The following is a 24,375-nucleotide window of genomic DNA, read 5'->3' on the forward strand; positions in this document are numbered from 1 at the left end:
GGCACAATATGTTTCTGTTCAAGAATGCGAATAGCCTCGAAAACGAATCGATCATCCACGCGCTGGACAAATCGAACGCTCGAGTTGAGTTCGACCTGAACGGAAATGTTATTTCGGCGAATAAGAATTTTCTCTCTCTGATGGGATATTCTCTTGCCGAGGCTCTTGCGACAAACCACCGGTCTTTCGTCGATGAGAGCTATCGCGCCAGCAAAGACTACAGCGAATTCTGGAACAAGATGCGGCGCGGTGAATATCAATCGGGTCAATTCAAGCGCATTACCAAAGATGGCCGAGTGATCTGGCTTGAAGCCGCCTACAATCCGATCCTGAAACCGGACGGCACCCCGACAAAGATCGTCAAATACGCAACCGACGTGACCGAGGAAAAAGAACGCTACCTCGACCTTGTCGGAAAATACAACGCCATCCTGAAATCCCAGGCGGTGATCGAGTTCAAGATGGACGGGACGATCCTGACCGCCAACGACAATTTCCTGAAAGCGATGGGCTATGACCTTGCCGAAATCGTCGGCAAGCATCACGGAATATTCGTTGACCCGGATTATCGCGCCAGCCAGGAGTATCGCGCATTCTGGGAAACGTTGCAGCGGGGCGAGTTTCTGGCCGCCCAATACCGCCGGATCGGCAAAGGGGGCCGCGAAGTCTGGATCGAAGGCTCGTACAACCCGATTTTAAATGCCGATGGCAAGCCGATCAAAGTGGTGAAATTCGCCACCGACATCACCAAACAGATCGCCCTTCTGAACCAGTTGAAAACGCTGATCGACGTCAATTTTGCCGAGATCGACCAAGCGGTCGGCCAATCGACCATCGAAACCGCGACCGCCAGTTCCGCCGCGATGCAGACCTCTGGCAATGTGCAATTGATGGCGGCCAGCGCCGAGGAAATGGCCGCGTCGATCACCGAGATTTCCCAGAGCATGACCAAATCGCAGGCGGCGACCGACGGCGCGTTCGATCAGGTGGTCTCGGCCGGAGATTCGGCCCAGCGCCTGTCGGCAGCGGCCGCCGCGATGGGAGGAATCGTCGGGCTGATCCAGACCATCGCCGGACAAATCAATCTGTTGGCACTGAACGCCACCATCGAATCCGCCCGTGCGGGCGAAGCGGGCAAGGGCTTTGCCGTCGTGGCGGGAGAAGTTAAAAATCTCGCGAACCAGGCCGCCCGCGCCACCGAGCAGATCACCCAGGAAATCGAAGGGATTCAGTTGGTCTCGAACGATGTGGTGACGGCGCTCGACATCATCCGCCAATCGATCGGAACCGTCCGCGATCATGTCACCGCGACGGCGGCGGCAGTCGAGGAGCAAAGCGCGGTGACCCGCGACATGTCCGGCAACATGCAGAATGCCGCAGGCTCGGTCGATACCATTTCCCGGACGGTCGCGACGATCAGCACCAGCATCCACCAGATCGAGGCCGCCGTCGGCAAAACCAAGGAGGCTGCCAGCGTCCTGGCACGATAAAGACGGCCCAGCGCCCCGAAGTAAGTTGCACCCTACCCGGATGGAGAGGGAACCGAACCGGCCGTCTCCCACCCCCTCGCCGATGGACACAGCCCGCCCCGTACTCCATGATTAGACACTGTCCCGGGACCGCATCCGGGGGGGATGGCGGGTCGGGAAAAGGGGGATTTATGGCGACAATCGTATATGGAATCTGGGACGGCGCGGTGATCGATCATCGCAATGGCGACGGCGAGGCCGGATCCCTGATCCCCAGCCTTACCGGGTTTGGCGAGTTCAATCCGGGCAATCCGATCCGCGCCTTTTTCGGCGATCGCGGCTTTCTGATCTTCGACCGCGCGGTCAGCCTGCTTGACGCGCTGCGTCGCCAGTTGGCCAAAGCCGAAGAACAATCCTGCGGCAAATGCACCCCCTGCCGGATGGGCACCGCGCTGATTGGCGAATCGCTGGCGGCGCTGGCCCACGGCGAGGCCGCGCCGCTGGACCTTGACGCGGTCGCGATGCTGGGGCGGCAGATGGCCGAGACCTCGCTGTGCGGGCTGGGTCGGACGACTCCGATCGCCCTGCTGGCGGCGCTGACCCATTTCCGCGACATGATCGAGGCCGAAATCGCCTCGGGCGCGGCGCGAACGGCGCAATACGGCATGGATTACATGACGGCGCCGTGTATCGAGGCCTGTCCGTCCAAGATCAACGTGCCGCGCTATATCGACTATATCCGCGACGGCAAACCCGAACATTCGCTGGGCGTGATCTTGCAGAAATACCCGATGGCCGCGACCTGCGGCCGGGTCTGCGTCCGCTTCTGCGAGATGGCCTGCCGCCGCAACCTCGTTGACGAAGCGGTCGGGATCAAGATTCTGAAGCGCTATGTCGCCGATCATCAGACCGGACCGAACGCGCTGCGCTTCTCGCGCGATCTGATCGCCTCGTCCCATCCGGCCGAGATGCGGGTGGCGGTGGTGGGCGGCGGACCAGCCGGGATTTCCTGCGCCTATCACCTGCTGCTGCACGGCTATCACGTCGATATCCTGGAGGCGATGGCCGAACCGGGCGGGATGGCCGCGATCGGCATCCCCAGCTATCGCCTGCCCAAGGACGTGCTGCGCTCGGAAACCGATATCATCGTCGCCCTGGGCGGACGCTTTATCTTCAACCAGGCGATGGGCAGCGACTTCACCGTCGATACCCTGTTCGAGCGCGGCTATCGCTCGGTGTTCCTGGCTCTGGGCTGTCAGCAAGGAACGCCGATGGGCGTCGCCGACGAGGATTCCACCGCGCTCGGCTATGAAACCGGGATCGGCTTCCTGCTCAAGGTCCACGACCATATCGCCGGAACCCACCTCACCCGCCTCACCGGTGACGTAGTCGTCGTCGGCGGTGGCAATGTCGCGATGGATTGCGTCCGTTCGGCGCTGCGGATGGGGGCCGAGCGGGTCCACCTGCTCTATCGCCGCACCCGCGAGGACATGCCCGCCGATCACGAGGAGATCGAGGCCGCCCTGGCCGAGGGCGTGATCGTCCACTTCCTGACCAATCCGGCCCGTATCCTTCACGAGGACGGCCGCGTCGTCGGGCTGGAGGTCGTGTCGATGCGCCAGACCGAGCTTGATTCGCGCGGTCGGCGCGGCGTCGAGCCGATCCCCGGTTCGGAACGGCGGATGGACTGCACCTTGCTGATCTCGGCGATCGGCCAGCAGGTGCGCCAGGGCGTGCTCAGCCCCACCGACGGCGTCGCGATGACCCGCTGGGGCTGCATCGAAGCGGCCCCGGTCGATCTCGCCACCTCGCGACCCGGCGTGTTCGCCGGGGGCGATTGCGTCTCCGGCCCCTCGACCCTGATCCATGCGATGGCCGCCGGTCTGAAGGCGGCGCGCAGCATCGACGATTACATCCAGTTGGGCCACACCCGCTTCTTCCCCCGCTCGCGGATGCGTCAGATCCTCAACGAGCACAAGCTGCTGGCCGCCGATTGCGTCGAACTGCCGGTGCGGCTCGAATACCGGGTCCACCACCCCGAACTCGACCCCGAAGTCCGCCGCACCATGTTCGAGGAGGTCGAGACCACCATCTCCGACGCCGACGCCTACCGGGAAGCCAGACGCTGCATGCGCTGCTACCGCATCTATTCGGTGATCACCGAACAGCCCATCCCGGAAGGAGCGGCCTGACATGACCAGCCAAACCGTCACCGCCACGTTGGACGGTCGCCCCGTCACCGCCGAAGCGCAGGAAACCATTCTGGCCTGCGCCCGTCGCCACGGCGTGCCGATCCCGACCCTGTGCGAAATGAACGATATCGACCATGCCCCCGCCACCTGCCGGGTCTGCATGGTCGAAATCGATTCCCCCGGCCACGATTCGGCCCAATTGGTCGCCTCGTGCACCACTCCGGTGCAAGACGGCATGACGATCCGCACCCGCACCCGCCGGGTGCGCGAGGCGCAGCGGCTCCAGGTCGAGCTGCTGATGGCCGACCATAATCAGGATTGCGCCACCTGCGTTCGCCACGGCAATTGCGAGTTGCAGGACATCGCCCAATCTGTCGGGCTGCACACCAACCGCTTTTTCGACCGGGCGCGGACGCTGGGGCGCGGAATCGACGATTCCTCGCCCGCGATGATCCGCGACATGACCAAATGCATCCGCTGCCAGCGTTGCGTCACCATCTGCCGCGACGGTCAGACCGTCGATGCGCTGGTGGTCACCGGCACCGGAAGCGATTCGGCGATCGGGCTGCATCACGGTCTCAGCCAGAAGGACTCAAGCTGCGTCACCTGCGGCCAGTGCGTGATGGTCTGCCCGACCGGGGCACTGGGCGAGCGCGACGAAACCGACCGGGTGCTCGACCTGCTGTTCGATCCCGAGATCGTCACCGTCTTCCAGTTCGCTCCGGCGGTGCGAGTCGGCTTTGGCGAGGAATTCGGCCTGCCGGCCGGAACCAATGTCGAAGGGCGGATCATCGGCGCGCTGCGCCGTCTGGGCGCCGACATCGTGCTCGACACCAACTTCGCCGCCGACGTGGTGGTGATGGAGGAAAGCGCCGAATTGCTGCGCCGTCTGGGCGAGGCGCGGCGTCCGACCTTCACCTCGTGCTGTCCGGCCTGGATCAATTTCGCCGAACGGCACTATCCCGACCTGCTGCCGCTGCTGTCCTCGACCAAATCGCCGCAGCAATGCCTGGGCAAGATCGCCAAGACCTATCTGCCCGAACGGATGGGGATCGACCCCGCCCGCATCCGGGTGGTCTCGATCATGCCCTGCACCGCCAAGAAGGACGAGCGGGTCCGGCCCCAACTGAGCGATAACGGAACAGCCGAGATCGACGTGGTGCTGACCACCCGCGAATTCGCCCGCCTGCTGAAGCGCCAAGGCATCGACCTGCGTCATCAGGAACCGTCGGTGTTCGACAACCCGTATATGAGTGCCTATTCCGGCGCGGGGGCGATCTTTGGCACCACCGGCGGCGTGATGGAAGCGGCGGTGCGGACGATGTATCAGATCGCCAACGGCCGCGAACTGCCCCAGATCGAACTGGCCCAGTTGCGCGGCTTCGACGGAGCCCGCGCCGCCACCATCGAGGTCGGCGGTACGATCGGCACGGTCAAGGTGGCGATGTGCCACGGCCTGCGCCCGACCCGCGAGTTGTGCGAGGCGGTGCGGGCGGGCACCGCCGATTTCGACTTCATCGAAATCATGGCCTGCCCCGGCGGCTGCGTCGATGGCGGCGGCAATCTGCGGTCGAAGAAGGCCTATCTGCCCTTTGCCTTGAAGCGGCGCGAGACCTTGTTCGCGATCGACCGCGCCACCTCTGTCCGCCAGTCCCACAACAACCCGCAGGTCCAGGCGCTCTATCGCGACTTCCTGGAACGGCCTTATTCGGAAAAGGCCCACCACCTGCTGCACACCTACTACACCGACCGCTCGATCGAGATGTCGCTGACCGTCAAGCAGATCTGGGAAGACATCACCATGAGCACGATGGTGTATTAAGCGGAACAGGCCCTCTCCCGCCGGGGAGAGGGCCTGTGCTGTGCTCTATAAGCCTCCTGCGGCGCGGCGGTGCAAACGGTTGCGGTTCCACGGACTTTTGCGCTGGAACGAGGCCAGCCCCCGGCGAACCGCCGTTTCGACCCGGTGACGCAGCCGGGGCAGCTTGCCCATGTCGAGCAGACGGCGGCGCAGGAACGCCCAGGTTTCAATCGAATCCTCCGACGAATCGTCCAGCCAGAAGAACAGAGTGGCCGAATACAGCGCCGCCAGCGAGCCGCGCTTGGTCGCCCAGGTGAGATCGTGACTCTTGTCGCCGACCGCCCGCCACAGCGCATCCGACGTGCCCCACCCCAGCGTCGCCGCCAATGGCAGGTTCTGCGGCAACGCCAACAGCGCGACGCCGCGACGGATCGCCTCGCGATGGGCCGACCAGCGGTCCAGCCGCATCTTGACCGCGACAAACACCCGTTCATCCAGCTTGCCGCCGCGCGGCCCTTGCAGAGCGAAATCGTCGATCAGCATTTTGTCGGCCAGCGCGACGAAATGAGCCAGCGCGTCGCTCGCGCCGCCGGGGAACAGCCGCAACGCCTCGCGCGGGGGGTAATCGAGGTCGCGCGCCGCCTCGGACAACGCCACATCGGACCATCCGTCGAAGGCAATATGAGGCAACGCCGCCAGCACCAGATCGTCGCGTTTCGCGCTCGGATCGATTTGCATATCCCTAGCCCCTTCCCAAGCAACCGTCACTGTGATATCAAGCGCCTTCCCGGACGGCAGTTGTGCCGTGCGATGGGGTGGCTTTTCAAGCGTAGAGGAGCGGTGGCGAAACGTGCAAGTACTCGTTCGTGACAACAACGTCGATCAGGCCCTTAAGGCGCTCAAGAAGAAGATGCAGCGCGAAGGGGTTTTCCGTGAAATGAAGCTGCGTCGCAATTACGAGAAGCCGTCCGAGCGCCGCGCCAGAGAAAAGGCCGAAGCCGTGCGTCGTGCTCGTAAGCTGGAACGCAAGCGTTTGGAACGCGAAGGTTTCTAAACGGCCCGACAGCGCGCGGTGTCGCCGGGTGGCGGTGCCGTTCGTCGCTGTATCGTGACCGTTTTGCCCCGCTATAGCTTCGCCACGGACGCCACTCCGACCCTAGCCGGAAATCCGGCATCTTAGGGATTCGGAGGGCGTCGGTGCGCCTTTCTGCCCAACGTCCCGGCTTTTGCCGCGGGCGATAAACGTGTGCGTACCGGTCCACCCGACCGCAGCATTAGTCTCCCGTGAAAAAGTCCCTCGCTGTCGCTCGGTGTACTTTTTCCCGTTGGATTAAAAGGGGAAAAATGGGCTAGGGGCGGCCCAGCGCCCATTTTCGTGTTGTCTGTTTCACCAGCCTCCGAAGCCGTGGGCGTCGCCCATCGGCCTCGGAGGGAACCAAATCCATCCCCGCGCGGAAAGCTTGATTGAGCACGGGGATTCTTTTTGAACCGGGGAAAAGTACACTGATACCAAATCCCAGTGAGTGAAACTCATGGGGATTTGGTTAGGCCCAAGGGGCCGCGCGCCTGATGGCGCGGAAGGCAAGGGACGCGGAGGCGTCCCGCCCGCCGTTTGAGGGCTTCGGTGATCGGTTCCGATCACCGAGACATGGTATGAGGCCAAAGGCCGAAGGACTTTTTCACGTCCGCAGCATTACAAAAATATCATCCGCCCGCCATGCTTTGGTAATCCCGGCATGGGCAAAGTAGGGGCGACTCGAACAGCCACTACCCACCGATCGATTGGCGAGAGTGAACTCCCCGCTTGATGGATCGGATCGTTAAAGTCAAAAGCCCCGCGCTCCACACCCTGGCGCGGGGCTTTAACGTGTTTTCAGATCAGGCTGATCAGCGAGCGGATCTGGCGGTCGCGGATGTCGCCCGCGATCTCGGCCTGGGTAACGAAGCGGCCGCCGCCGTAATTGGCGATGGTGACGCGGTGGACCCGATGGAATGAGCCATAGCCGCTCTCTTCCCATTCCTCGATTCGCGGGCTGCCGTCGAAGGTGACGACCCGGCGCGGCTTGGCCGCGTTGCGGCGCACCGCGAAAATCGCCTCGGTGACGACGACATAGATGCTATCGACGGTGAAATAGCCGATCAGCGTCCCCAGCGACACCCCGGCGGCCAGACCGATCCCCGCGCCCCCCGTCATCCCCCCCGGACCGTTATAGGCCCCGCCGGTTCCGGCTCCGGCGGCAGCCCCGGCCGTTGCCCCCAAAAAGCCGAACTGGGCGATCATGTCGCGATCGAATTGCTGGCTGCGCACGACGTTGAGGTCGATCTTCAGGCCGAAATCGGAGCCATCCGAGCGTTCGTAGCCCTTGTCCACATAGCCCTGAAGCAACCGCTCGCGGGTGGAGTCCATATCCCACGCCGGGTCGCCCGACATGTTGCGCAGCGACAGCTTCAGCCGGCGGTTGGGAAACATCGTCGGGTCGGTGAAAATCGACCCGTCCGAGCGCATCCCGTACATCCGGTCGGTTTTCGAATCGACCACCATGTCGCCCTGGTTGGGACGCTGGCAGGCGGTCGTCAATGCCGCCATCCCGGCGGCCAGGAAGTGTCGCCGGTCAAAGCGCATCGTCAGTCCCCCCTCATCGACTGGTCCAGGAAGCGTTTGGCTTCGGCATAATGGACGGCAAAATTCAGTCCGGGCAGCGGGGCCGCCCCATCGCCGCCCTTGACCCGCTGCATCATCATATAGGTGTTGACCCCCACCACCTTGTCGCCCAGGAACAGCGGCCCGCCCGAATTGCCGGAATTGATGTCGGCGTCGGTCTGAACATACAAAATCTCGGCACCATCCTGGGCCGGATTGGTGTTGGCCCTGGCCTTGCGAATCGCGCTGACCACGCCACGGGTGATCGAATAACGCTGCCCCTTGGGGTGGCCGATCGCATCGACGCTGTCGCCGGGTTTCAGCCCCTTGCCCTGAAAGAACGGCGCGACCCGGCCGCGGTCCTGGACCTTGACCAGGGCAAGGTCGAGCCGGACGTCCTTCGCGATCACCTGGCCAAAGGTTTCGCGGCGGTCATAGGTACGCAATTCGACGATCGGGCTGTTCTCGACCACATGCCAGTTGGTCATCACGATGTTGGGACGGACGAAAAAGCCGCTGCCCAACGCCTGGGGCGTATAGATCACGACGACGCTGTCGAAGCGGGGATCGTCGAGCGGGCGCTCGGCGTAGCGTTCGTCGTAGGCGCGGGCGGCGGCGCGGGTGCGGTCGCGCCCGATCTCGTCGAGCAGGGCCGAGACCGAGCCGAGCGGACGGACCGGGACGCTCGGGGCCAAGGCGTGGTCGAACACCTGGGACAGCGTCACCAGCACCGGGGCGCGCTCCCAATCGCGGACCTGACGCTCGGTCGAGAAATCGCTGGCATAGGCTCCCTGATTAGGGTCAGAGGCGTCGATATTGTAGGCGAAGGTAAAGCGCTCGGTCTCGACGACGTCGATCACCGAGGCGCGGACGGTGTTGGCAACCCGGTCGATCAGCCGGTAATTGACGGTCAGGGTCTTGACGCATTCGGCGTCGGCGACCTTGAACTGATAGGGACCGAACACCGGCTGTTCGAGATAGCGCGGCGTGGTGGCGACCTTGCGCTGCGCCTCGTCATAACGCATCAGCAGCTTGGTATTGTCGGGGGCGCGTTCGACCCGGGTCGCGCTGACATCGAACTTCTTGACCGCGCGCAGATAGGCGGGATTGTCGATCCGATCGACCGAAACGATCTTGCGCGAGGTACGGTCCTGGACGTCGCGGACCTTGCGCGAGGATTTGGCCAGGGCGACGTCGAACACGATGACATAGCGACCGGTTTCGGCGACCGGACCGGTCAGGGCAAAGGCCAGATCGCGCGGCTGGGCGTCGAGCGGCAGGTCGAGTCCGACCGAAAAGGGAAAGTCGATATCGCCATCGACCGCCAGCATCTGGCGCGAGGTGGCCTGGACCAGACTGATCCGGGCGAGGTCGGGGGCACTCTCGCCGGCGGCACGGGCGGCGGCGACCAAGGCGGGCAGATCGGGATCGGCAGCCACGGCCGGAGCCGCCGCGACCAGGATCGCCACCGCGACAAAAAGACGGCGGCACAGGCGGGCAAGGCGCGTGATCGGAGGGGTCATCGTCCGCCGGTACGATCCATAGATTGCAGTCGCGGCCATCATAGGAAAGATCGGCTGTAGATGCAAACGGGGGGGACGGCCCCGTCACGACGCGGAGATTGCCCGCCGGGCCGGATGATGGCTTAGTGTCGATGACGACAACCGACAGGCGTGACCGGGAGCGGAGGGAACGAAATCATGGCGGTCGCAGCGCGGACCGAATCGCACGCGCCGGGCTTCCGGCTCGAAGCCTGGGCGGGCTGGCTGCCCGGACGAGACCGTCTTGCCAGCGGCGGCACGGTCGCGGCCGGTGCCGACCTGCCGTCATCGCTGCGCCGCCGGGTCACGCCGATCGGGCGCCAGGCGCTGGACGCGGCATGGTATCTGCTGGCCGGGACACATGGCACGACACCGAAAATCGTCCTGTCGTCCCGCCATGGTGAATATTCCCGCACCTTCGGCCTGCTGTCCTCGCTGGCCGCAAGCGGCGAGGTCTCTCCGGCGGGGTTCAGCCTGTCGGTCCATCATGCCCTGGCCGGATTGCTGTCGATCGCCGCCGACAATCGGGCCGGGCATACCGCCGTCGCGGCGGGAGGCGAATCGTTCGGCTATGGCTGTCTCGAAGCCGCGACCAGTCTGGCCGAAGGGATCGACCGGGTGCTGCTGCTCCATTTCGACGAGGCGCTGCCCGAGTCCTATGCCGAGATCGGCGGCGGGGCCGAGGACTCGCTGGCGCTGGCCCTGCTGCTGGCCCCGAACCGAGACGACGGGGTGGGCGAGCGGATCGCGCTTGGCCTCGCGCCGTCCGACCCGCCCGGCACCGACTCCCTGGCCCATTGCGTCGCCACCCTGCTGGAGGGCGGGGGCAGTGAAACCCGTGCCGCTGGCGAGCGGCTGACCTGGACGTGGCAGCATGTGGCATAAACCCGAACGGATCTGGCGGGCGTTCGGCACCGGCCTGTTCCTGGCGGTGATCGGGCTCGGCGGCAGCCTGCTGGCGCTGACGGTGTTTCCGGCGATTGCCCTGGTCACCCGCGACCGCGACCGGCGGCAAAAGCGGATTCAGGCGGTGCTGCACCGCAGCCTGCGGCTTTATTGCCGGGCGATCCACGCCTTCAAGGTCGCCGACGTCGAGATGAAGGACACCGAGCGGCTGAAATCGCTGACAGGGGTGATGCTGATCGCCAACCATCCGTCGCTGCTGGACGTGGTGATGATCATGGCGGCGATCCCCAATGTCCAATGCATCGTCAAAGGCGGGCTGTGGCGCAATCCGTTCTTCCGCCTGACCGTCGAGGGCGCAGGCTATATCCGCAACGACCAGGATCCCGAAACGCTGCTGCGGACCTGTATCGACACCTTGAAAGCGGGGAACAACCTGATCGTCTTTCCCGAGGGCACCCGGACCGTGCCCGGACGCCCGATTGTCCTCCGCAGAGGTTTTGCAAATATAGCGATACTTGGCGAGGCCGACCTACAATTGATCAGAATAGAGTGTACTCCACCAATCCTTCATAAGGGAAATCCCTGGTGGAAAGTCCCCGCCACTCGCACCCGGTTCAAAATGGAAGTGGGGGATCGGCTAGACATCCACAACTTCCTGGGTTATCGCTACCGCTCGCTTTCGGCGCGCAAGCTGGTCGAATTCATTGAAGAGTACTATACGGAATCGCATAGTCATGGATGCATTGGAACTGGAGCTGAAGCGGCTGATCGTTTCGTCTCTCAACCTAGAGGATGTGTCTCCTGAGGAGATCGTCTCCGACGAGCCTTTGTTCGGCGACGGGGGACTGGGCCTCGATTCGATCGACGCGCTGGAGCTGGGCGTAGCCCTCCGCAAGACCTATGGCATCCGGATCGAGACCGTCTCGGACGAGGTCCGGCGCCACTTCGCCAGCGTCGCCGCGCTGGCCGCTTTCATCACCGAGCAAAAGGAAGCCCGTTCGTGACCCGCGAGGAGATTTTTACCACTCTGTCCGGCTATCTCGTCGAAATGTTCGAGGTTGCCCCCGACAGCATCACCCTTGAATCCAGGCTGTTCGAGGAACTCGACCTCGACAGCATCGACGCCGTCGATCTGGTCGTCCGCCTCCAGGACCTGACCGGCAAGAAAATCAAACCCGAGCAGTTCAAGACGGTCCGCACTGTTGCCGACGTGGTCGACCGCGTCCATGACCTCCTCGCCGAATAGACGCCTCCTCCTCGGTCTTGGTCTGGGCGGGTTGGGGTTGCTGTATCCCGGTCTGGTCTATCTTGCCCTGGGACGGGTTCCCGCCGGAGCCCTCGCCGCGCTCGCCCTGATCCTGGTCGGAGCGCGGCTGGGACTGACCCGAGGCCGGGCCGCGACGGGGCCACTGGTCCCAGCGCTGGCGGCAACTCTGATCGCCACCGCCACCTTCGCCCTGCTCGATCCCACCCTGGCCGTGTTGACCTATCCGGTGCTGATGAGCCTGGGGATGGCGGCGGCGTTCGGCCTGTCGCTGCGGGGCGGCCCGACCCTGGTCGAGAACTTCGCCAGCCTGACCGAGCCCGAACCCTCTCCGTCAGCCCGCGCCTACATGCGCAAGGTCACCCTGGTCTGGTTCATGTTCCTGCTGGGCAACGCCTCCTTGTCCGCGATGACCGTGGCGGCGGGCGACCGCGATTTGTGGACCCTTTATAACGGGCTGATCTCCTATCTGCTGATGGGGACTCTGTTCGCCATCGAATATCTGATCCGCCGCCGGGTCCGGGCCAGGGAGAAGGCGGCGTGATCCGGCTCGAAGGCCTGAAGGCCACCGCGTTCGCCCCCGACCATGTCGTGGCCCGGCGCGACGGGGAAGACCTGACCTGGGCGCGCTTTCGCGCCGAGATCGGTGGCACCGCCCGCCACTTGGCCGCCGCCCGCCGGGTCGGCCTGACCTGCCGCGACGGCTGGCGCTTTGCCGTCGGCCTGTTCGGGGCGTTGAGCGCCGGAGCGCGCGTGGTGGTGCCGTCCCATCCCGGCCCAACCGACGGAATCGAGCATTGGATCGACGACGATTTCGAGCCGGGCGCGGCCGAGTGGAGCGGCGGGCTTGACCCCGACCGGGCCGCTTTGTCCCTTCAGACCTCGGGCTCGACCGGCGAGGCAAAGGAGGTGGCCCGTTCGCTCGCTCAGTTGGACGCCGAACTGGCCGCGCTTGATGCGCTGTGGGGCGAGTCTTTGGCCGGAGCCGACACCCTGTCCACGGTGTCGCACCGCCATGCCTATGGGCTGATGTTCGGGCTGTTATGGCCGCTGGCGGCGGGTCGGCCGTTCTTTGCCCGGCCCTTCGATCTGTGGGAAGACCTGCTCGCCGCCCTCCCCGCTGGCGCGGTGCTGATCACCAGTCCGGCCCATCTGACCCGGCTGGGCGGCCTGCCCCCGTTGGACGAGGCGAAGCGGCCGCGTCTGATCCTGTCGGCAGGGGCGCCCCTGCCCGAAGCGGCGGTGATCGAGGCCAAGCGGGTTCTTGGGCGCGATATCACTGAAATCTATGGCAGCACCGAAACCGGAGCGATGGCGACGCGGCACCGCGACGGCACCGGCGAGCCCCCGTGGCGGCCGCTGCCGGGCTACCGCGTCGGCCGCAGCGCCGCCGGGCTGCTCTGTCTCGACGCACCGGGCGGGAAGGCCGAGATTGCCGACCGGATCGAGCTTGCCGCCGAGGACGGGTTTTACTTGCAGGGCCGTGCCGATCGGATCGCCAAGATCGAGGGCAAGCGGGTCAGCCTCGATGCGGTCGAGCAGGCGCTGAAAGCCCGCCCCGAAATCGCCGATGCCGCAATCGTGGTTCTGAACGATCCCCAGCCCCATCTTGCGGCGGTGGTGATGCTGGCGGCGGCGGGACAGACTGAGTTGACCCGGCTGGGACGCTTCCGGCTCGGCCGGGCCTTGCGCGCCGGATTGGCGGCCAGCCTCGATCCCGCCGGTCTGCCCCGCCGCTGGCGCTTTGTCGATGCGCTGCCGGTCGGAGCGATGGGCAAGCGGCGCAGTGCCGATCTGGCCGCCTTGTTCGAACCGCCGCCCCGCCAGCCCCGGATCGTAGCCCGGCGTGGCGGCAACGACGATGGCAGCGTCGAACTCGATCTTGAGATCGACCCCGCTCTGGTGTGGTTTAAGGGGCATTTTCCCGGCCATCCGATCCTGCCCGGCGTGGTGCAGATCGATTGGGCCATCGCCTTTGCCCGCGAGCATCTCGGCCTTGATCTGCCCGCCGCCCGCGATTTCCAGATCAAGTTCCGGGCGACGATCCTGCCGGGCGACCGGGTCACCCTGAGCCTGCGCCACGAGGCGGCGAAACGGCGGCTGGGCTTCCAGTATCGGCGCGGCGACGATATCTGTTCCTCTGGCATGGCGTCCTGCCGATGAAACCCTGCGCCCTGATCCCCAGCCGCAACCACTGGACCGCCCTGCCCGCGATCATCGCGACGGTGCGCCGCGCCGGTCTGCCAATCCTGGTGATCGACGACGGCAGCGACGAACCGGCAGCCAGCGCGCTGGCCGCCCTCCATGATCCCGACGCTGGCGTCACCGTGACCCGGCTGCCGGTCAATCAAGGCAAGGGCGTCGCGGTCGCGACCGGCTTTCGCCTCGCCGCCGCCTCTGGCTTCACCCACGCGGTTCAGATTGATGCCGATGGCCAGCACGATCTCGACGCCCTGCCCCGCCTGCTGGCGGCGGCCGAAGCCGATCCCGACGCCCTGGTCAGCGGCGCGCCGCTCTATGACGACAGCATCCCGACCGGACGCAAGATCGGGCGCTGGATCACCCATCTGTGGGTGTTCGTCGAGACCCTGTCCTTTCGGATCAGCGACAGCATGTGCGGCTTTCGCGTCTATCCGCTGGCCGCCTGTCTTGCCCTGCTTGATCGCGAGCCGGTCGGACGGCGGATGGATTTCGATACCGACATCATGGTCCGGCTGTTCTGGCGCGGCATCGCCCCGGTGATGGTGCCGGTGAAGGTGACCTATCCCCCCGGCAATCTGTCGAATTTCGCCATCGTCGCCGACAATCTTCGCATCAGTTGGATGCATACCCGGCTGGTGACCGCGATGCTGTGGCGACTGCCCACGATCCTGCTCCATCGCCCGCCCCGCCCCGCCGCCCATTGGGCCGGACTGGGCGAACGCGGCGCGCTGTGGGGGCTGGCCCTGGTCGCCGCCGCCTATCGGCTGTTGGGGCGGCGGGCCTGCGCTGCCGCCATCGCTCCGATCGTGCTCTATTTCTATCTCAGTGGAACCGAGCAACGCCGCGCCTCGCTCGATTATCTGGGTCGGGTGCTGGGACGACCGGCGCGCTTTGCCGATGGGTTCCGCCATTTCCGCGATTTCGCCGGACGCGCGCTCGATGCCTTCGCCGCCTGGAGCGGGGCGATCCCCCCTGCCGCGATGGAGATCGCCACCCCCGAGACCCTGGCCGAGGCGGCGGCGACCCGGCGCGGCGCGTTGCTGGTGGTGTCCCATCACGGCAACGCCGAACTGTCGCGGGCGCTGATGGACCCGGACTTGCGGGCGCGGCTGACGATCCTGGTCCACACAAGCCATGCCGAGAATTACAACCGGCTGCTGGCCCGCCACCACGGCGACGCGCCGAGCCGGACGATCCAGGTCGCCGAGATTGGCCCCGACACCGCGATCTTGCTACGCGAGCGGATCGAGCAGGGCGAATGGGTGGCGATCGCGGGCGACCGGGTGCCGGTGCTGTCGCACGGTCGGGTCAGCCGGGTGCCGTTCCTGGGGGCGATGGCCGAGTTCTCGCACGGGCCGTGGCTGCTGGCGGCGCTGCTCGATTGCCCGGTCTATCTGCTGTTCTGCCGCCGTATCGGCGACGGGCGGTGGAGCCTCAGCCTCGAGCCGTTCGCCCAGCGTATCGTCCTGCCGCGCGGCCGCCGCACCGAAGCGCTGACCGAACCAGCCGCGCGCTATGCCGCCCGGCTGGAGGCCGAATGCCGGGCCGCGCCGACGCAATGGTATAATTTCTTCAGCTTCTGGGCGGGGAAGACCGACCGATGATTGCCGCAGAGATCACGCTTACCGCACAATTCTACGATCTCGATCCGATGCAGGTGGTGTGGCACGGCAATTACCCGCGCTATCTCGAACAGGCGCGCTGCGCCCTGCTCGACCGCATCGGCTATAATTATCCCGAGATGGAAGCATCGGGCTATCTGTGGCCGATTGTCGATATGCGGCTGAAATATGTCCGCCCGGTCCGCTTTGCCCAAACCATCCGGGTCAGCGCCACCCTGGCCGAATATGAAAACCGGCTGCGGATCGAGTACCGCATCACCGACGCCGCGACCGGCGAGGTTCTGACCAAGGCCACCACCACCCAATTGGCCGTCGAGACGGCAAGCCAGGAATTGTGCCTGGAATCCCCCTCGGCACTGGTCGAGCGGGTCAGAAAGCTGCTGCCATGATCCGCGCTCTTCTCCTGGTCCTGCTGCTTGCACTCTCCGCCACCGGGCTGCGGGCCGAACCGGCGATGCTGAAAGACGGCGACGTGCTGCGCGGCCATTTCGTCCAGGAACGCCACATGCAGGGCTTTGCCCATCCGATCCGCTCGGAAGGCAGCTTTGTCGTCGCCCCCGGTCGCGGGCTCATCTGGCGGGCCGAGACCCCGTTCGCGGTCACCACCGTGGTGACCCCGGCCGGGCTGGTCCAAAGCGTCGAAGGCACCGAAACCACCCGGCTGGCGGCAACACGGCTGCCCTTCCTCTCCCGCCTCTACGACATGATGGCGGGCGCGCTGGGGGGTGATTGGCGGGCGTTGGACGGGGTGTTCGCGATCACCCGGACTGCCGACCAGATCGTGCTGGTCCCGTCAAAGCCCGACGACCCCACCGCCGCCCAGATCGCCGGGATCACCGCCCGGCTGGGCCGCTTTGTCGAAGCGGTCGAGATCAGAAAACCCGGCGGCGATTTCGACCGGCTGACCTTCACCGCGCAGAGCCTCAACACCCGCCCGCTCGATGCCGCCGAGGCGGCGATGCTGAAGTGAGAAAAGTCCTCGCCCTGCTCTGGCTGGCTGTGGTGATAGTGGCGGGAGTCCATGTCGCGACAATCGCGCGCTCGGGCCTGCCGCTCGAAACCGACATCATGGCCCTGCTGCCGCGCGAGGAGCGCGACCCCGCAGTGCAGGCAGCCAAGGACCGGATCGCCGAAACCCTGGCGCGGCGAGTGGTGGTACTGGTCGGCCATCCCGAGCGCGACGTTGCCCGGACTGAGGCAAGCGAACTGCGCCGCCGCCTGACCGAGGCCGGGCTGGTCAAGACCGAAACCGATGTTCCGGGACCAGAGGCGATCAAGCGCCTGGGCGCGGCCTATTTCCCCCACCGCGCCGGTCTGCTGGCCGACAACGACCGCGCCGCGCTGGAACACGGCGACGGCCAGAGTCTGGTGACGCGGGCGCTGTCGCAGCTGTTCGGCTTTGGCGGCTTTGTCGAGTCGCGGCTGCTCGCCCGCGATCCCTTCCTGCTGTTTCCCGCCTTCCTCACCGGCCTGCCGGTTCCGGCCAACCGGCTCTCGATCGACGAGGGAATGCCGACCGTGATCGAGGACGGTACCCATTGGGTGCTGGTCAGCCTGATCCTGACCGGCGAGCCCTATGCGCTGGAGTTCCAGAACCGCTTCGTCACCGCTTTCGATGCCGCCCTGGCCGACGCTCCCCCCGGCGTCACGGCCAAGCGGTTGGGGGCGGTGTTCTTCGCCCAGGCCGGAGCCACCCAGGCCATCGGCGAATCGAGCCGGATCGGGCTGGTCTCGCTGGCCGGAATTGTGCTGCTGGTGGTAGTGGCCTTCCGCTCGGCCCGGCCGCTGCTGCTGTCGCTGCTGGCGATCGGCACCGGCTTTTTGGTCGCGCTGTCGGCCTGCCTTGCGTTGTTCGGCAGCCTGCACGTCGCCGCCCAATTGTTCGGGGCCAGCCTGATCGGGATCGCGGTCGATTACGCCCTGCTTTATTTCGGTCAGATCTTCACCAATCGGACCCGGCCCGCCGACCGGCTGGCCCAGGTGATGCCGGGGCTGGCGCTGGGGGCCGCCTGCGCCATCATCGGCTATTCCGCTTTGGCGCTGTCGCCGTTTCCCGGCCTGAAGCAGGTGGCTTTGTTCTCGGCAATGGGGCTGCTGGGCTCGTTCCTGACCGTGGTGTTGTGGTTCCCGTTGCTCGACCGCGCCCCCGGAGCCCGGTTGAACCGTCCTATCGCGGCGGCGGCCCGTGGGCTGTGGCGCTTCTGGGACGAAGCCCGCTTTGGCCGAGCCCGGATCGCTTTGGTCTTGGTGCTGGCCGGATTGGGCGCCATCGGGCTGGCCCGGCTGGAGCCCGACGACGACGTTCGCCGCCAGCAAGGGCTGTCGCCCACCCTGGTCGCCGAACAGGCCGAGATTCAGCGGCTGGCCGGGTTCGGCCAACTGACCCAGTTCTTCCTGGTCGAAGGCGACAGCGAGCAACAGGTGCTGGAGCGGGAAGAGGCGTTGAGCGCCCGGCTTTCCGGCAGCGCCAGCGGCTGGCAGGCGGCATCGCGCTTCGTCCCCTCGGCCAAACGTCAGGCTGACACCGCCGCCCTGGTCGAACGCGACCTGACCCAGCCGCATCTGGCCGCCTATCGCGACCGCCTCGGCATGGCCGCCCCCGCTGTGCCCGAGGCCGCGCCTGCCGCACCGCTGACCCTGGCCGAGATTACCGCCACCCGCGCCCTGCCCTTTCTCGACGCGCTGGTGCTGAGTGAAAAGATGCATGTCGTCACCTTGGATCGCGGCCACGACCCGGCCCGGCTACGCGCCGCCGCCGAAGGGCTGGACGGTGTCCGCCTGATCGACCCCACCGGCGACCTCAGCGAGTTGTTGCGGGCCTATCGCCTGCGCACCCTTGGCCTGCTGACCCTGACCCCGCTGTTGATGCTGGCGCTGCTGTCTTGGCGCTATGGCTGGGGCGGCGCGCTCAGGGTGATGCTGCCCGCGACCGCCGCCATCGTGCTGACCCCGCCGCTGCTGGCCCTGGTCGGGGTGGGGTTCAGCTTCTTTAGCGCGATGGGGCTGGTGCTGGTGCTGTCGATCGGCACCGATTACGCCCTGTTCTGCGCCGAGGACCGCGACCGCGACGCGGCGATTCTGGTCTCGGTCTGTCTGGCGATGCTGACGACCAGCCTGTCCTTCGGGCTGCTGGCCTTCAGCGACGTCGCGGCGGTCCGCGCTTTTGGGGCGACGATGCTGGTCGGCGTGCTGCTGGCCTTCCTGCTCGCCCCCTCGGTCAAACAGCGACGCGGCCTTGTCCCGGAGCGCACAGAGCGATGAGCTTCAACACAGTCAAAATCCGCCGAGTCCGCGCCGCCCTGGTCCTTCTGATCGGTCTGGGACTGGCCGCCTGCGCCGCGCCACCGCCGCCGCCCGAGCCGGGACGGGTGACGATCGCGCCGGGGATCACCCTGGCTCTGCCCAGCCCCGCCGCGCTTGGCCGCAGCGTCGATGCGGTCCAGATCGTCACCGCCCGCCACCGGGGCGACAGCTTCGTGTTCGAAGGCCGCCTGTCGGTCGAGCCAGAGCGATTGCTGCTGGTGGGCACGGATTCGCTGGGACGCCGGGCGATGACGGTGACCTGGAGCCAGGGGCAGATCTCAGTCGAGCGGGCGGCGTGGCTGCCCGACTCGCTCAGGCCCGAAAACATCCTGGCCGATATCGTCCTGCTCTATTGGCCCGAAGCGGCGGTGCGATCCGGCCTGAGCGGGGCCGATCTGACCGAGCAGACGGGCAACCGCGCCATCGGCAGCGCGATCCTGGTGTCATGGCAGGGCGATCCGTGGAACGGAACCGCCCATCTGCGCAACCTCGTCTGGGAGTACGAGTTGGACGTCCGTTCGGTTTTGGTGGGACCATGAGCGCGCCGCTATACCTGCCCGCGATGGCGGTCGGCTCCTGTCTCGGGCTGGGCAAGGCCGCGACGGTGGAAAAGCTATTCGCCGGATCGCGCCAAGGGATTGCCCCCCATCCCGATTATCCGGTTCCGGTCGGCGCGCTGCCGGTCGATCTGGCCCCGCTGCCGCCCGCTCTGGCGGGGTGGGAATGTCGCAACAACCGTCTGCTCGCCGCCCTGGCCGCCGAGATCGGCGACGAGATCAAAGACGCGATCCGCCGCTTTGGCCGTCACCGGATCGCGGTGGTGATCGGCACCAGCACCTCGGGCATCGCCGAGGGCGAACAGGCGATCGCCCACCATGCCCAGACCGGTTCCTGGCCCGGCGGATTTCATTACCGCCAGCAGGAAACCGGGGGCGGTGCCGCCTTCCTCGCCGATCTGCTGGGGCTGACCGGCCCGGCCTATGTCGTCGCCACCGCCTGTTCCTCCAGCGCCAAGGCCCTGGCCAGCGCCGGGCGGCTGATCCGGTGCGGCTTGGCCGATGCCGCGATCGCAGGCGGAGCCGACACGCTGTGCAAGATGACGGTGTCGGGCTTCGGCGCGCTGGAAGCGCTGTCCTCCACCCCCTGCAATCCGTTCAGCGTCCACCGCAACGGCATCAGCATCGGCGAGGGCGGCGCGTTGTTCCTCGCCAGTCCCGACCCCGCTGAAATCGCCCTGGTCGGGGTGGGCGAGACCTCGGACGCCCATCATGTCAGCGCCCCCGATCCCGAAGGACGCGGCGCGCTGGCGGCGATGCGGGCCGCGCTGGACGGGGCCGGTCTGACCCCCGACGACATCGCTTACGTCAACCTGCACGGCACCGCGACCCGGCTCAACGATGCGATGGAAAGCAAGGCGATGGCGGCGCTGTTTGCCGCGCCGGTCGCCTGTAGCTCGACCAAGGCGATGACCGGCCACACCTTGGGCGCGGCCGGCGCGGTCGAGGCGGCGATCCTGTGGCTGACCCTGTCGCGGCGCTGGAACCCTGACGGTCGGGTGCCGCCCCATCTGTGGGACTTCATCCCCGATCCCGATCTGCCGCCGCTGGCGCTGGCCGGGCCGGAAACCCGCCTGCCCGACCGCGCCCGGTTGGCCGCACTCAGCAATTCCTTTGCCTTTGGCGGCAGCAATTGCTGCCTCGCGCTCCGTCGGGAGGAATCATGACCCTCGCCCCGGTCGAAACCCTGCTGCCCCACGAAGCACCGATGTTGCTGCTCGACGAGGCGCTGGCCGCCGATGCCGACAGCGCGCGGGCGGCGGTAACGCCTGCGCCGGATCATTTGTTCGCCACCGCCGACGGTATCCCGGTCCATGTCGGGATCGAGCTGATGGCCCAGACCTGCGGACTATGGGCGGGAGCCCAGGCTAGCCGCGAGGGTGGGCCGGTGCGGCTGGGCTATCTGCTCGGCACCCGGCGCTTTACCGCCCGGACCGACTGGTTCGCCCTGGGCGAGCGGTTGGAAATCTCGGCCCGGCTGGTGTTTCGCGACCAGGGGATGGGCGTGTTCGATTGCCGCATCGAGGATGCGGCGGGGGAGGTTCTGGCCGAGGCGCAGCTCAGCGTCTATCAGCCGGATGCGGAGGAAGAAGGACGATCATGATGTCGAGGACCATTCTCGTCACCGGTGCCAGCAAGGGGATCGGCCGCGCTGTCGCCCAGGCGCTGGGCCGCGCCGGGTTCACCGTTGCGGTCCATTACCATTCCGACCGGGACGGAGCCCAGGAAACCCTGGACTCAATCGGCGGCGCAGGGCGGCTGATCGGCTTTGACAGCAGCGACCGCGCCCAATGCCGCGACCGGCTGGAGGCCGACATCGCCGCCCACGGTCCCTATTGGGGCATCGTTCTGAATGCCGGGATCGCCCGCGACTGTGCCTTTCCGGCGATGGAAGACGAAGATTGGGATCAGGTGCTCGGCACCAATCTCGACGGCTTTTACAATGTGCTGCGCCCGACGGTAATGCCGATGGTCTCGGCCCGCAAGGGCGGGCGGATCGTGACGATGGCCTCGGTCTCGGGGCTGGTCGGCAATCGCGGTCAGGTCAATTATTCCGCCGCCAAGGCCGGGATCATCGGAGCCAGCAAGTCGCTGGCGCTGGAACTGGCCAAGCGCAACATCACCGTCAATTGCGTCGCCCCCGGGCTGATCGAGACCCAGATGATCGCCGAGGTGCCGCTCGACGAGGCGATGAAGCTGATCCCGATGCGGCGACTGGGCCAGCCCGACGAGGTGGCGGCGCTGGTGGCGTTCCTGTGTTCGGATGCGGCGGGGTACATCACCCGGCAGGTGATCTCGGTCAATGGCGGGATGGTGTGATGCGCAGAGTGGTGGTAACGGGGATGGGCGGGATCACCGCCCTTGGCAACGATTGGGCGACGATCGGCCCGGCCCTGCGCGAAGGCCGCACCGCGATCCGGAGCATGAGCCCGGACTGGGACCGCTTTGACGGGGTCAACACCCGACTTGCCGCCCCGGTCCTTGATTTCACCGAGCCCGCGCATTGGCCGCGCAAGAAGGTCCGCACCATGGGTCGGGTCGCCCGTCTCGCCGTTGCCGCGTCCGAGGCGGCGCTGACCCAGGCCGGGTTGCTGTCTGATCCGATCCTCGGCAGCGGCCGGGCGGGAGCCGCGTTCGGCTCGTCGTTCGGCTCGCCGGATTCGGTGCTGGGCTTCTATGAACTGAAGATGCACGGCAAATCGCGCAACCTCAACGCCACCTCCTATATCCAGATGATGAGCCAGACCGCCCTGATCAATATCGGGCTGTTCTTCGGCCTGACCGGGCGGATGATCCCGACCTCGAACGCCTGCACCTCGGGTAGCCAAGCGATTGGCTTTGCCGCCGAGGCGATCCGCTGGGGCAAGGCCGACGTGATGATCGCGGGCGGGGCCGAGGAATTGGACATCACCGATTCCGCGGTGTTCGACACCCTGTTCGCCACCTCGACCCGCAACGATGCCCCCCATCTGACGCCCCGTCCGTTTGACCGCGACCGCGACGGGCTGGTGATCGGCGAAGGCTCGGGTGCCTTGGTGCTGGAAGAATACGAGCGGGCCAAGGCGCGCGGGGCGACGATCTTCGCCGAACTGGTCGGCTTTGGCACCAATTCCGACGGCAGCCACGTCACCCAGCCCCAGGCCGAGACGATGGAAATCGCCCTGAAGCTGGCGCTCGCCGATGCGGGCCTTCCCCCCGAAGCAATCGGGATCGTCAACGGCCACGGCACCGCGACCGAAGGCGGCGACATCGCCGAGACCCAGGCGACCGCCGCTTTGTTCGGAGCCAGGATGCCGATCCACTCGATGAAAAGCTATTTCGGCCATTCGCTGGGAGCGTGCGGGGCGATAGAGGCCTGGCTGGGGATCGAAATGATGCGGGAAGGCTGGGCCTGCCACACCGCCAATCTCGATACCGTCGATCCCCGCTGCGGCGAGTTGGATTACATCCAGGCCGGGCCGCGACGGCTGGAGACCGAGTATCTGATGAGCAACAATTTCGCCTTTGGGGGAGTCAACACCTCGCTGCTGTTCCGCCGCGTCGGCTGAGGGGCTCGGCGCGACCATTACCAAAACATCATCCCCCCGCCACCCTGCGGTAACCCCGGTAGGGGCATGATGTTCACGACTCAACAGATAGTGCCCCCCGATCAAATGGCGAGCTTGAACTCCCCGCCCCGAGATCGGATCAGAGATAACAAAGTCACAAGCCCCGCACGCCACACCCTCGTGCGGGGCTTTTGTCTGTCGGCCGAGACGGTGAATTCAGGTCGAACCGGACCCGTCCTCGCCCGGCCCCAACGGACCAGGGGAATGAACCGGACTGGTCAGCAGAACCCGGACAAGATCGGCCTGACGTCCGACCCGGGTTTTCTCGAACGCCCGCTTCATGTGGGTGCGGACGGTGTTCAGGCTGATTGCCAATTCGCGCGCGATCTCGTCGGGGGAAAAGCCCTCAGCCAGCATTCCGGCGACATCGGCCTCGGCCCCGGTCATGCCGTAAAGCTCGCTGAGAGCGCTGCGCTGGATTTCGTGGCAGGCGTCAGGATCGGTCACCAGCAAGACAACCAGTGGACTGGCGGACGCATCGCCGCAGACGTCGCTTCGCGCTGACCCCACCAGCACCGCAAGCGGCGAGCGCTCGGGCGAGCGGGGAACGGCGATGGCGCGGCTAAGATGAGACCGACCGCCCAGAACAGCCTGATGGCAGTCCTGCACCGCCGTCAGAAGGCGCGCCCGAATCTGCGGCGATCTGGCATGAACCCGGCCATTAAGGATCGAGACATCGCCCTCGCGCGCCAAAGCCAGCATCTTGTCGTTGCGATAGACGACGTGGCCGCTGCCCTCCAGAACCGCCAGCGCCGGAGCGATATGGTCCAGCGCGGCAAAAGCGGCCCGGCACTGACGGTCGCCAGCGCTCGATTGCACGAACAGCCGCATCGCCCGGTTGATATGCGGGGCGAGAATCTTCATCCGCGTCAGATCGACGGCGTCAAACGGAGGCTGGCTCGGCCGACGCATCAGTCCCAACATGCCAAAGCAGTTGGAATCGACGCGGACGTTCGTCCCCAGGCAGGAGCGGATATCGTGATCGGCGAGGCAATCGTAGGCGCGGCACGCGTCTTTTCGGCATTCGAGCGCGATCAGTCCCTGGTCCGCGTCGGTTTCGCGCCGAAGCGGGAGCGGAAAAGACGATAAAGCCCACTCGCCCTGAGTCTGGGCAATAGTTTTTGCCCACAATCTTTGCGTTTTACTGTCGATATTTCTGGACACAGTGTATTTTATTTGTCGATTGCTGGCATCGACCAAAAGGATATGCCGCATCGGGGCGTCGAACATCGCGCCCAAACGATCAAGAAAGCAGCCCCACCTGTTTCC

At 66.0% G+C, this 24,375-nt stretch carries 23 protein-coding genes; 19 read left to right on the forward strand and 4 right to left on the reverse strand.

The features are described from left to right. Positions 1–8 precede the first annotated feature (8 nt). The 3 genes from BLW40_RS13220 to BLW40_RS13230 all read left to right on the forward strand — a co-directional run bounded on the left by BLW40_RS13220 (position 9) and on the right by BLW40_RS13230 (position 5,483). Complete coding sequence (locus tag BLW40_RS13220; RefSeq protein WP_083386777.1) at positions 9–1,490, forward strand: methyl-accepting chemotaxis protein; 1,482 nt, start codon at positions 9–11, stop codon at positions 1,488–1,490. A 170-nt stretch (positions 1,491–1,660) separates the two neighbouring features. Further along, the gene (locus BLW40_RS13225; RefSeq protein WP_074769329.1) at positions 1,661–3,661 is read left to right on the forward strand and encodes an FAD-dependent oxidoreductase; all 2,001 of its coding nucleotides are present in this window, start codon (positions 1,661–1,663) and stop codon (positions 3,659–3,661) included. 1 nt (position 3,662) lies between these two features. Further along, complete coding sequence (locus BLW40_RS13230) at positions 3,663–5,483, forward strand: [FeFe] hydrogenase, group A (protein ID WP_074769331.1); 1,821 nt, start codon at positions 3,663–3,665, stop codon at positions 5,481–5,483. A 45-nt stretch (positions 5,484–5,528) separates the two neighbouring features. Here the strand turns inward: BLW40_RS13230 and BLW40_RS13235 are convergent, their stop codons facing one another. After that, positions 5,529–6,200 carry a COQ9 family protein gene (locus BLW40_RS13235; protein WP_074769333.1) on the reverse strand — a complete coding sequence of 224 codons (672 nt, stop codon included), beginning with the start codon at positions 6,198–6,200 and terminating at the stop codon, positions 5,529–5,531. A 112-nt stretch (positions 6,201–6,312) separates the two neighbouring features. Here BLW40_RS13235 and rpsU point away from each other — a divergent pair, with 112 nt between their 5' ends. Beyond that, positions 6,313–6,516: a 30S ribosomal protein S21 gene (gene rpsU / locus BLW40_RS13240; protein WP_002726599.1), complete on the forward strand. Its 204-nt coding sequence runs from the start codon at positions 6,313–6,315 to the stop codon at positions 6,514–6,516. Between the two features lie 819 nt (positions 6,517–7,335). On the opposite strand, the gene traT is transcribed toward rpsU, so the two are convergent. Further along, positions 7,336–8,085 (reverse strand): complement resistance protein TraT, encoded by a 750-nt coding sequence (traT, locus tag BLW40_RS13245; protein ID WP_074769335.1) that lies wholly within the window; start codon positions 8,083–8,085, stop codon positions 7,336–7,338. Positions 8,086–8,087: 2 nt separating this feature from the next. Then, positions 8,088–9,626 carry a S1C family serine protease gene (locus BLW40_RS13250; RefSeq protein ID WP_170834577.1) on the reverse strand — a complete coding sequence of 513 codons (1,539 nt, stop codon included), beginning with the start codon at positions 9,624–9,626 and terminating at the stop codon, positions 8,088–8,090. A gap of 177 nt (positions 9,627–9,803) precedes the next feature. On the opposite strand from BLW40_RS13250, the gene BLW40_RS13255 reads away from it, so the two are divergent. Genes BLW40_RS13255 through BLW40_RS13325 form a run of 15 tightly spaced genes read left to right on the forward strand, consistent with a single transcriptional unit; the run spans position 9,804 to position 23,046 of the window. Continuing rightward, positions 9,804–10,529: a beta-ketoacyl synthase chain length factor gene (locus BLW40_RS13255; protein WP_139305591.1), complete on the forward strand. Its 726-nt coding sequence runs from the start codon at positions 9,804–9,806 to the stop codon at positions 10,527–10,529. Further along, a complete protein-coding gene (locus BLW40_RS13260; RefSeq protein ID WP_074769341.1) occupies positions 10,519–11,355 on the forward strand; it encodes a lysophospholipid acyltransferase family protein in 837 nt (278 codons plus the stop codon). Before BLW40_RS13255 ends, BLW40_RS13260 begins: the two co-directional genes overlap by 11 nt. Continuing rightward, the gene (locus BLW40_RS13265) at positions 11,285–11,554 is read left to right on the forward strand and encodes a phosphopantetheine-binding protein (RefSeq protein WP_074769343.1); all 270 of its coding nucleotides are present in this window, start codon (positions 11,285–11,287) and stop codon (positions 11,552–11,554) included. The genes BLW40_RS13260 and BLW40_RS13265 overlap by 71 nt, the downstream gene beginning before the upstream one ends. Continuing rightward, positions 11,551–11,796 carry an acyl carrier protein gene (locus BLW40_RS13270; RefSeq protein ID WP_074769345.1) on the forward strand — a complete coding sequence of 82 codons (246 nt, stop codon included), beginning with the start codon at positions 11,551–11,553 and terminating at the stop codon, positions 11,794–11,796. The genes BLW40_RS13265 and BLW40_RS13270 overlap by 4 nt, the downstream gene beginning before the upstream one ends. After that, positions 11,777–12,358 carry a COG4648 family protein gene (locus tag BLW40_RS13275; RefSeq protein ID WP_074769347.1) on the forward strand — a complete coding sequence of 194 codons (582 nt, stop codon included), beginning with the start codon at positions 11,777–11,779 and terminating at the stop codon, positions 12,356–12,358. Before BLW40_RS13270 ends, BLW40_RS13275 begins: the two co-directional genes overlap by 20 nt. Further along, positions 12,355–13,977, forward strand: coding sequence for an ApeI family dehydratase (locus tag BLW40_RS13280; RefSeq protein ID WP_074769349.1), 1,623 nt, complete (start codon positions 12,355–12,357; stop codon positions 13,975–13,977). The genes BLW40_RS13275 and BLW40_RS13280 overlap by 4 nt, the downstream gene beginning before the upstream one ends. Continuing rightward, entirely contained in the window at positions 13,974–15,620 is a 1,647-nt protein-coding gene (locus BLW40_RS13285; RefSeq protein WP_074769351.1) for a glycosyltransferase family 2 protein, read from the forward strand. Before BLW40_RS13280 ends, BLW40_RS13285 begins: the two co-directional genes overlap by 4 nt. Then, positions 15,617–16,027, forward strand: coding sequence for an acyl-CoA thioesterase (locus tag BLW40_RS13290; protein ID WP_074769353.1), 411 nt, complete (start codon positions 15,617–15,619; stop codon positions 16,025–16,027). Before BLW40_RS13285 ends, BLW40_RS13290 begins: the two co-directional genes overlap by 4 nt. Beyond that, a complete protein-coding gene (locus tag BLW40_RS13295; protein WP_074769355.1) occupies positions 16,024–16,608 on the forward strand; it encodes a LolA-like protein in 585 nt (194 codons plus the stop codon). Before BLW40_RS13290 ends, BLW40_RS13295 begins: the two co-directional genes overlap by 4 nt. Beyond that, positions 16,605–18,899 (forward strand): MMPL family transporter, encoded by a 2,295-nt coding sequence (locus tag BLW40_RS13300; protein WP_074769357.1) that lies wholly within the window; start codon positions 16,605–16,607, stop codon positions 18,897–18,899. Before BLW40_RS13295 ends, BLW40_RS13300 begins: the two co-directional genes overlap by 4 nt. Further along, positions 18,896–19,480 carry a DUF3261 domain-containing protein gene (locus tag BLW40_RS13305; RefSeq protein ID WP_074769359.1) on the forward strand — a complete coding sequence of 195 codons (585 nt, stop codon included), beginning with the start codon at positions 18,896–18,898 and terminating at the stop codon, positions 19,478–19,480. Before BLW40_RS13300 ends, BLW40_RS13305 begins: the two co-directional genes overlap by 4 nt. Further along, entirely contained in the window at positions 19,477–20,664 is a 1,188-nt protein-coding gene (locus tag BLW40_RS13310; RefSeq protein WP_074769361.1) for a beta-ketoacyl-ACP synthase, read from the forward strand. The genes BLW40_RS13305 and BLW40_RS13310 overlap by 4 nt, the downstream gene beginning before the upstream one ends. Continuing rightward, positions 20,661–21,101, forward strand: coding sequence for a hotdog family protein (locus BLW40_RS13315; RefSeq protein ID WP_074769363.1), 441 nt, complete (start codon positions 20,661–20,663; stop codon positions 21,099–21,101). Before BLW40_RS13310 ends, BLW40_RS13315 begins: the two co-directional genes overlap by 4 nt. Further along, complete coding sequence (locus BLW40_RS13320) at positions 21,098–21,817, forward strand: 3-ketoacyl-ACP reductase FabG2 (RefSeq protein ID WP_342027671.1); 720 nt, start codon at positions 21,098–21,100, stop codon at positions 21,815–21,817. The genes BLW40_RS13315 and BLW40_RS13320 overlap by 4 nt, the downstream gene beginning before the upstream one ends. Beyond that, entirely contained in the window at positions 21,817–23,046 is a 1,230-nt protein-coding gene (locus tag BLW40_RS13325) for a beta-ketoacyl-ACP synthase (protein WP_074769365.1), read from the forward strand. Before BLW40_RS13320 ends, BLW40_RS13325 begins: the two co-directional genes overlap by 1 nt. A 216-nt stretch (positions 23,047–23,262) precedes the next feature. Here BLW40_RS13325 and BLW40_RS17675 read toward each other — a convergent pair whose 3' ends face one another. Then, entirely contained in the window at positions 23,263–24,018 is a 756-nt protein-coding gene (locus BLW40_RS17675) for a helix-turn-helix transcriptional regulator (RefSeq protein ID WP_170834578.1), read from the reverse strand. Between the last annotated feature and the right edge of the window lie 357 nt (positions 24,019–24,375).

The organism is Magnetospirillum fulvum, assembly GCF_900108475.1.
GTDB classification, from domain to species: Bacteria; Pseudomonadota; Alphaproteobacteria; order Rhodospirillales; family Magnetospirillaceae; genus Phaeospirillum; species Phaeospirillum fulvum_A.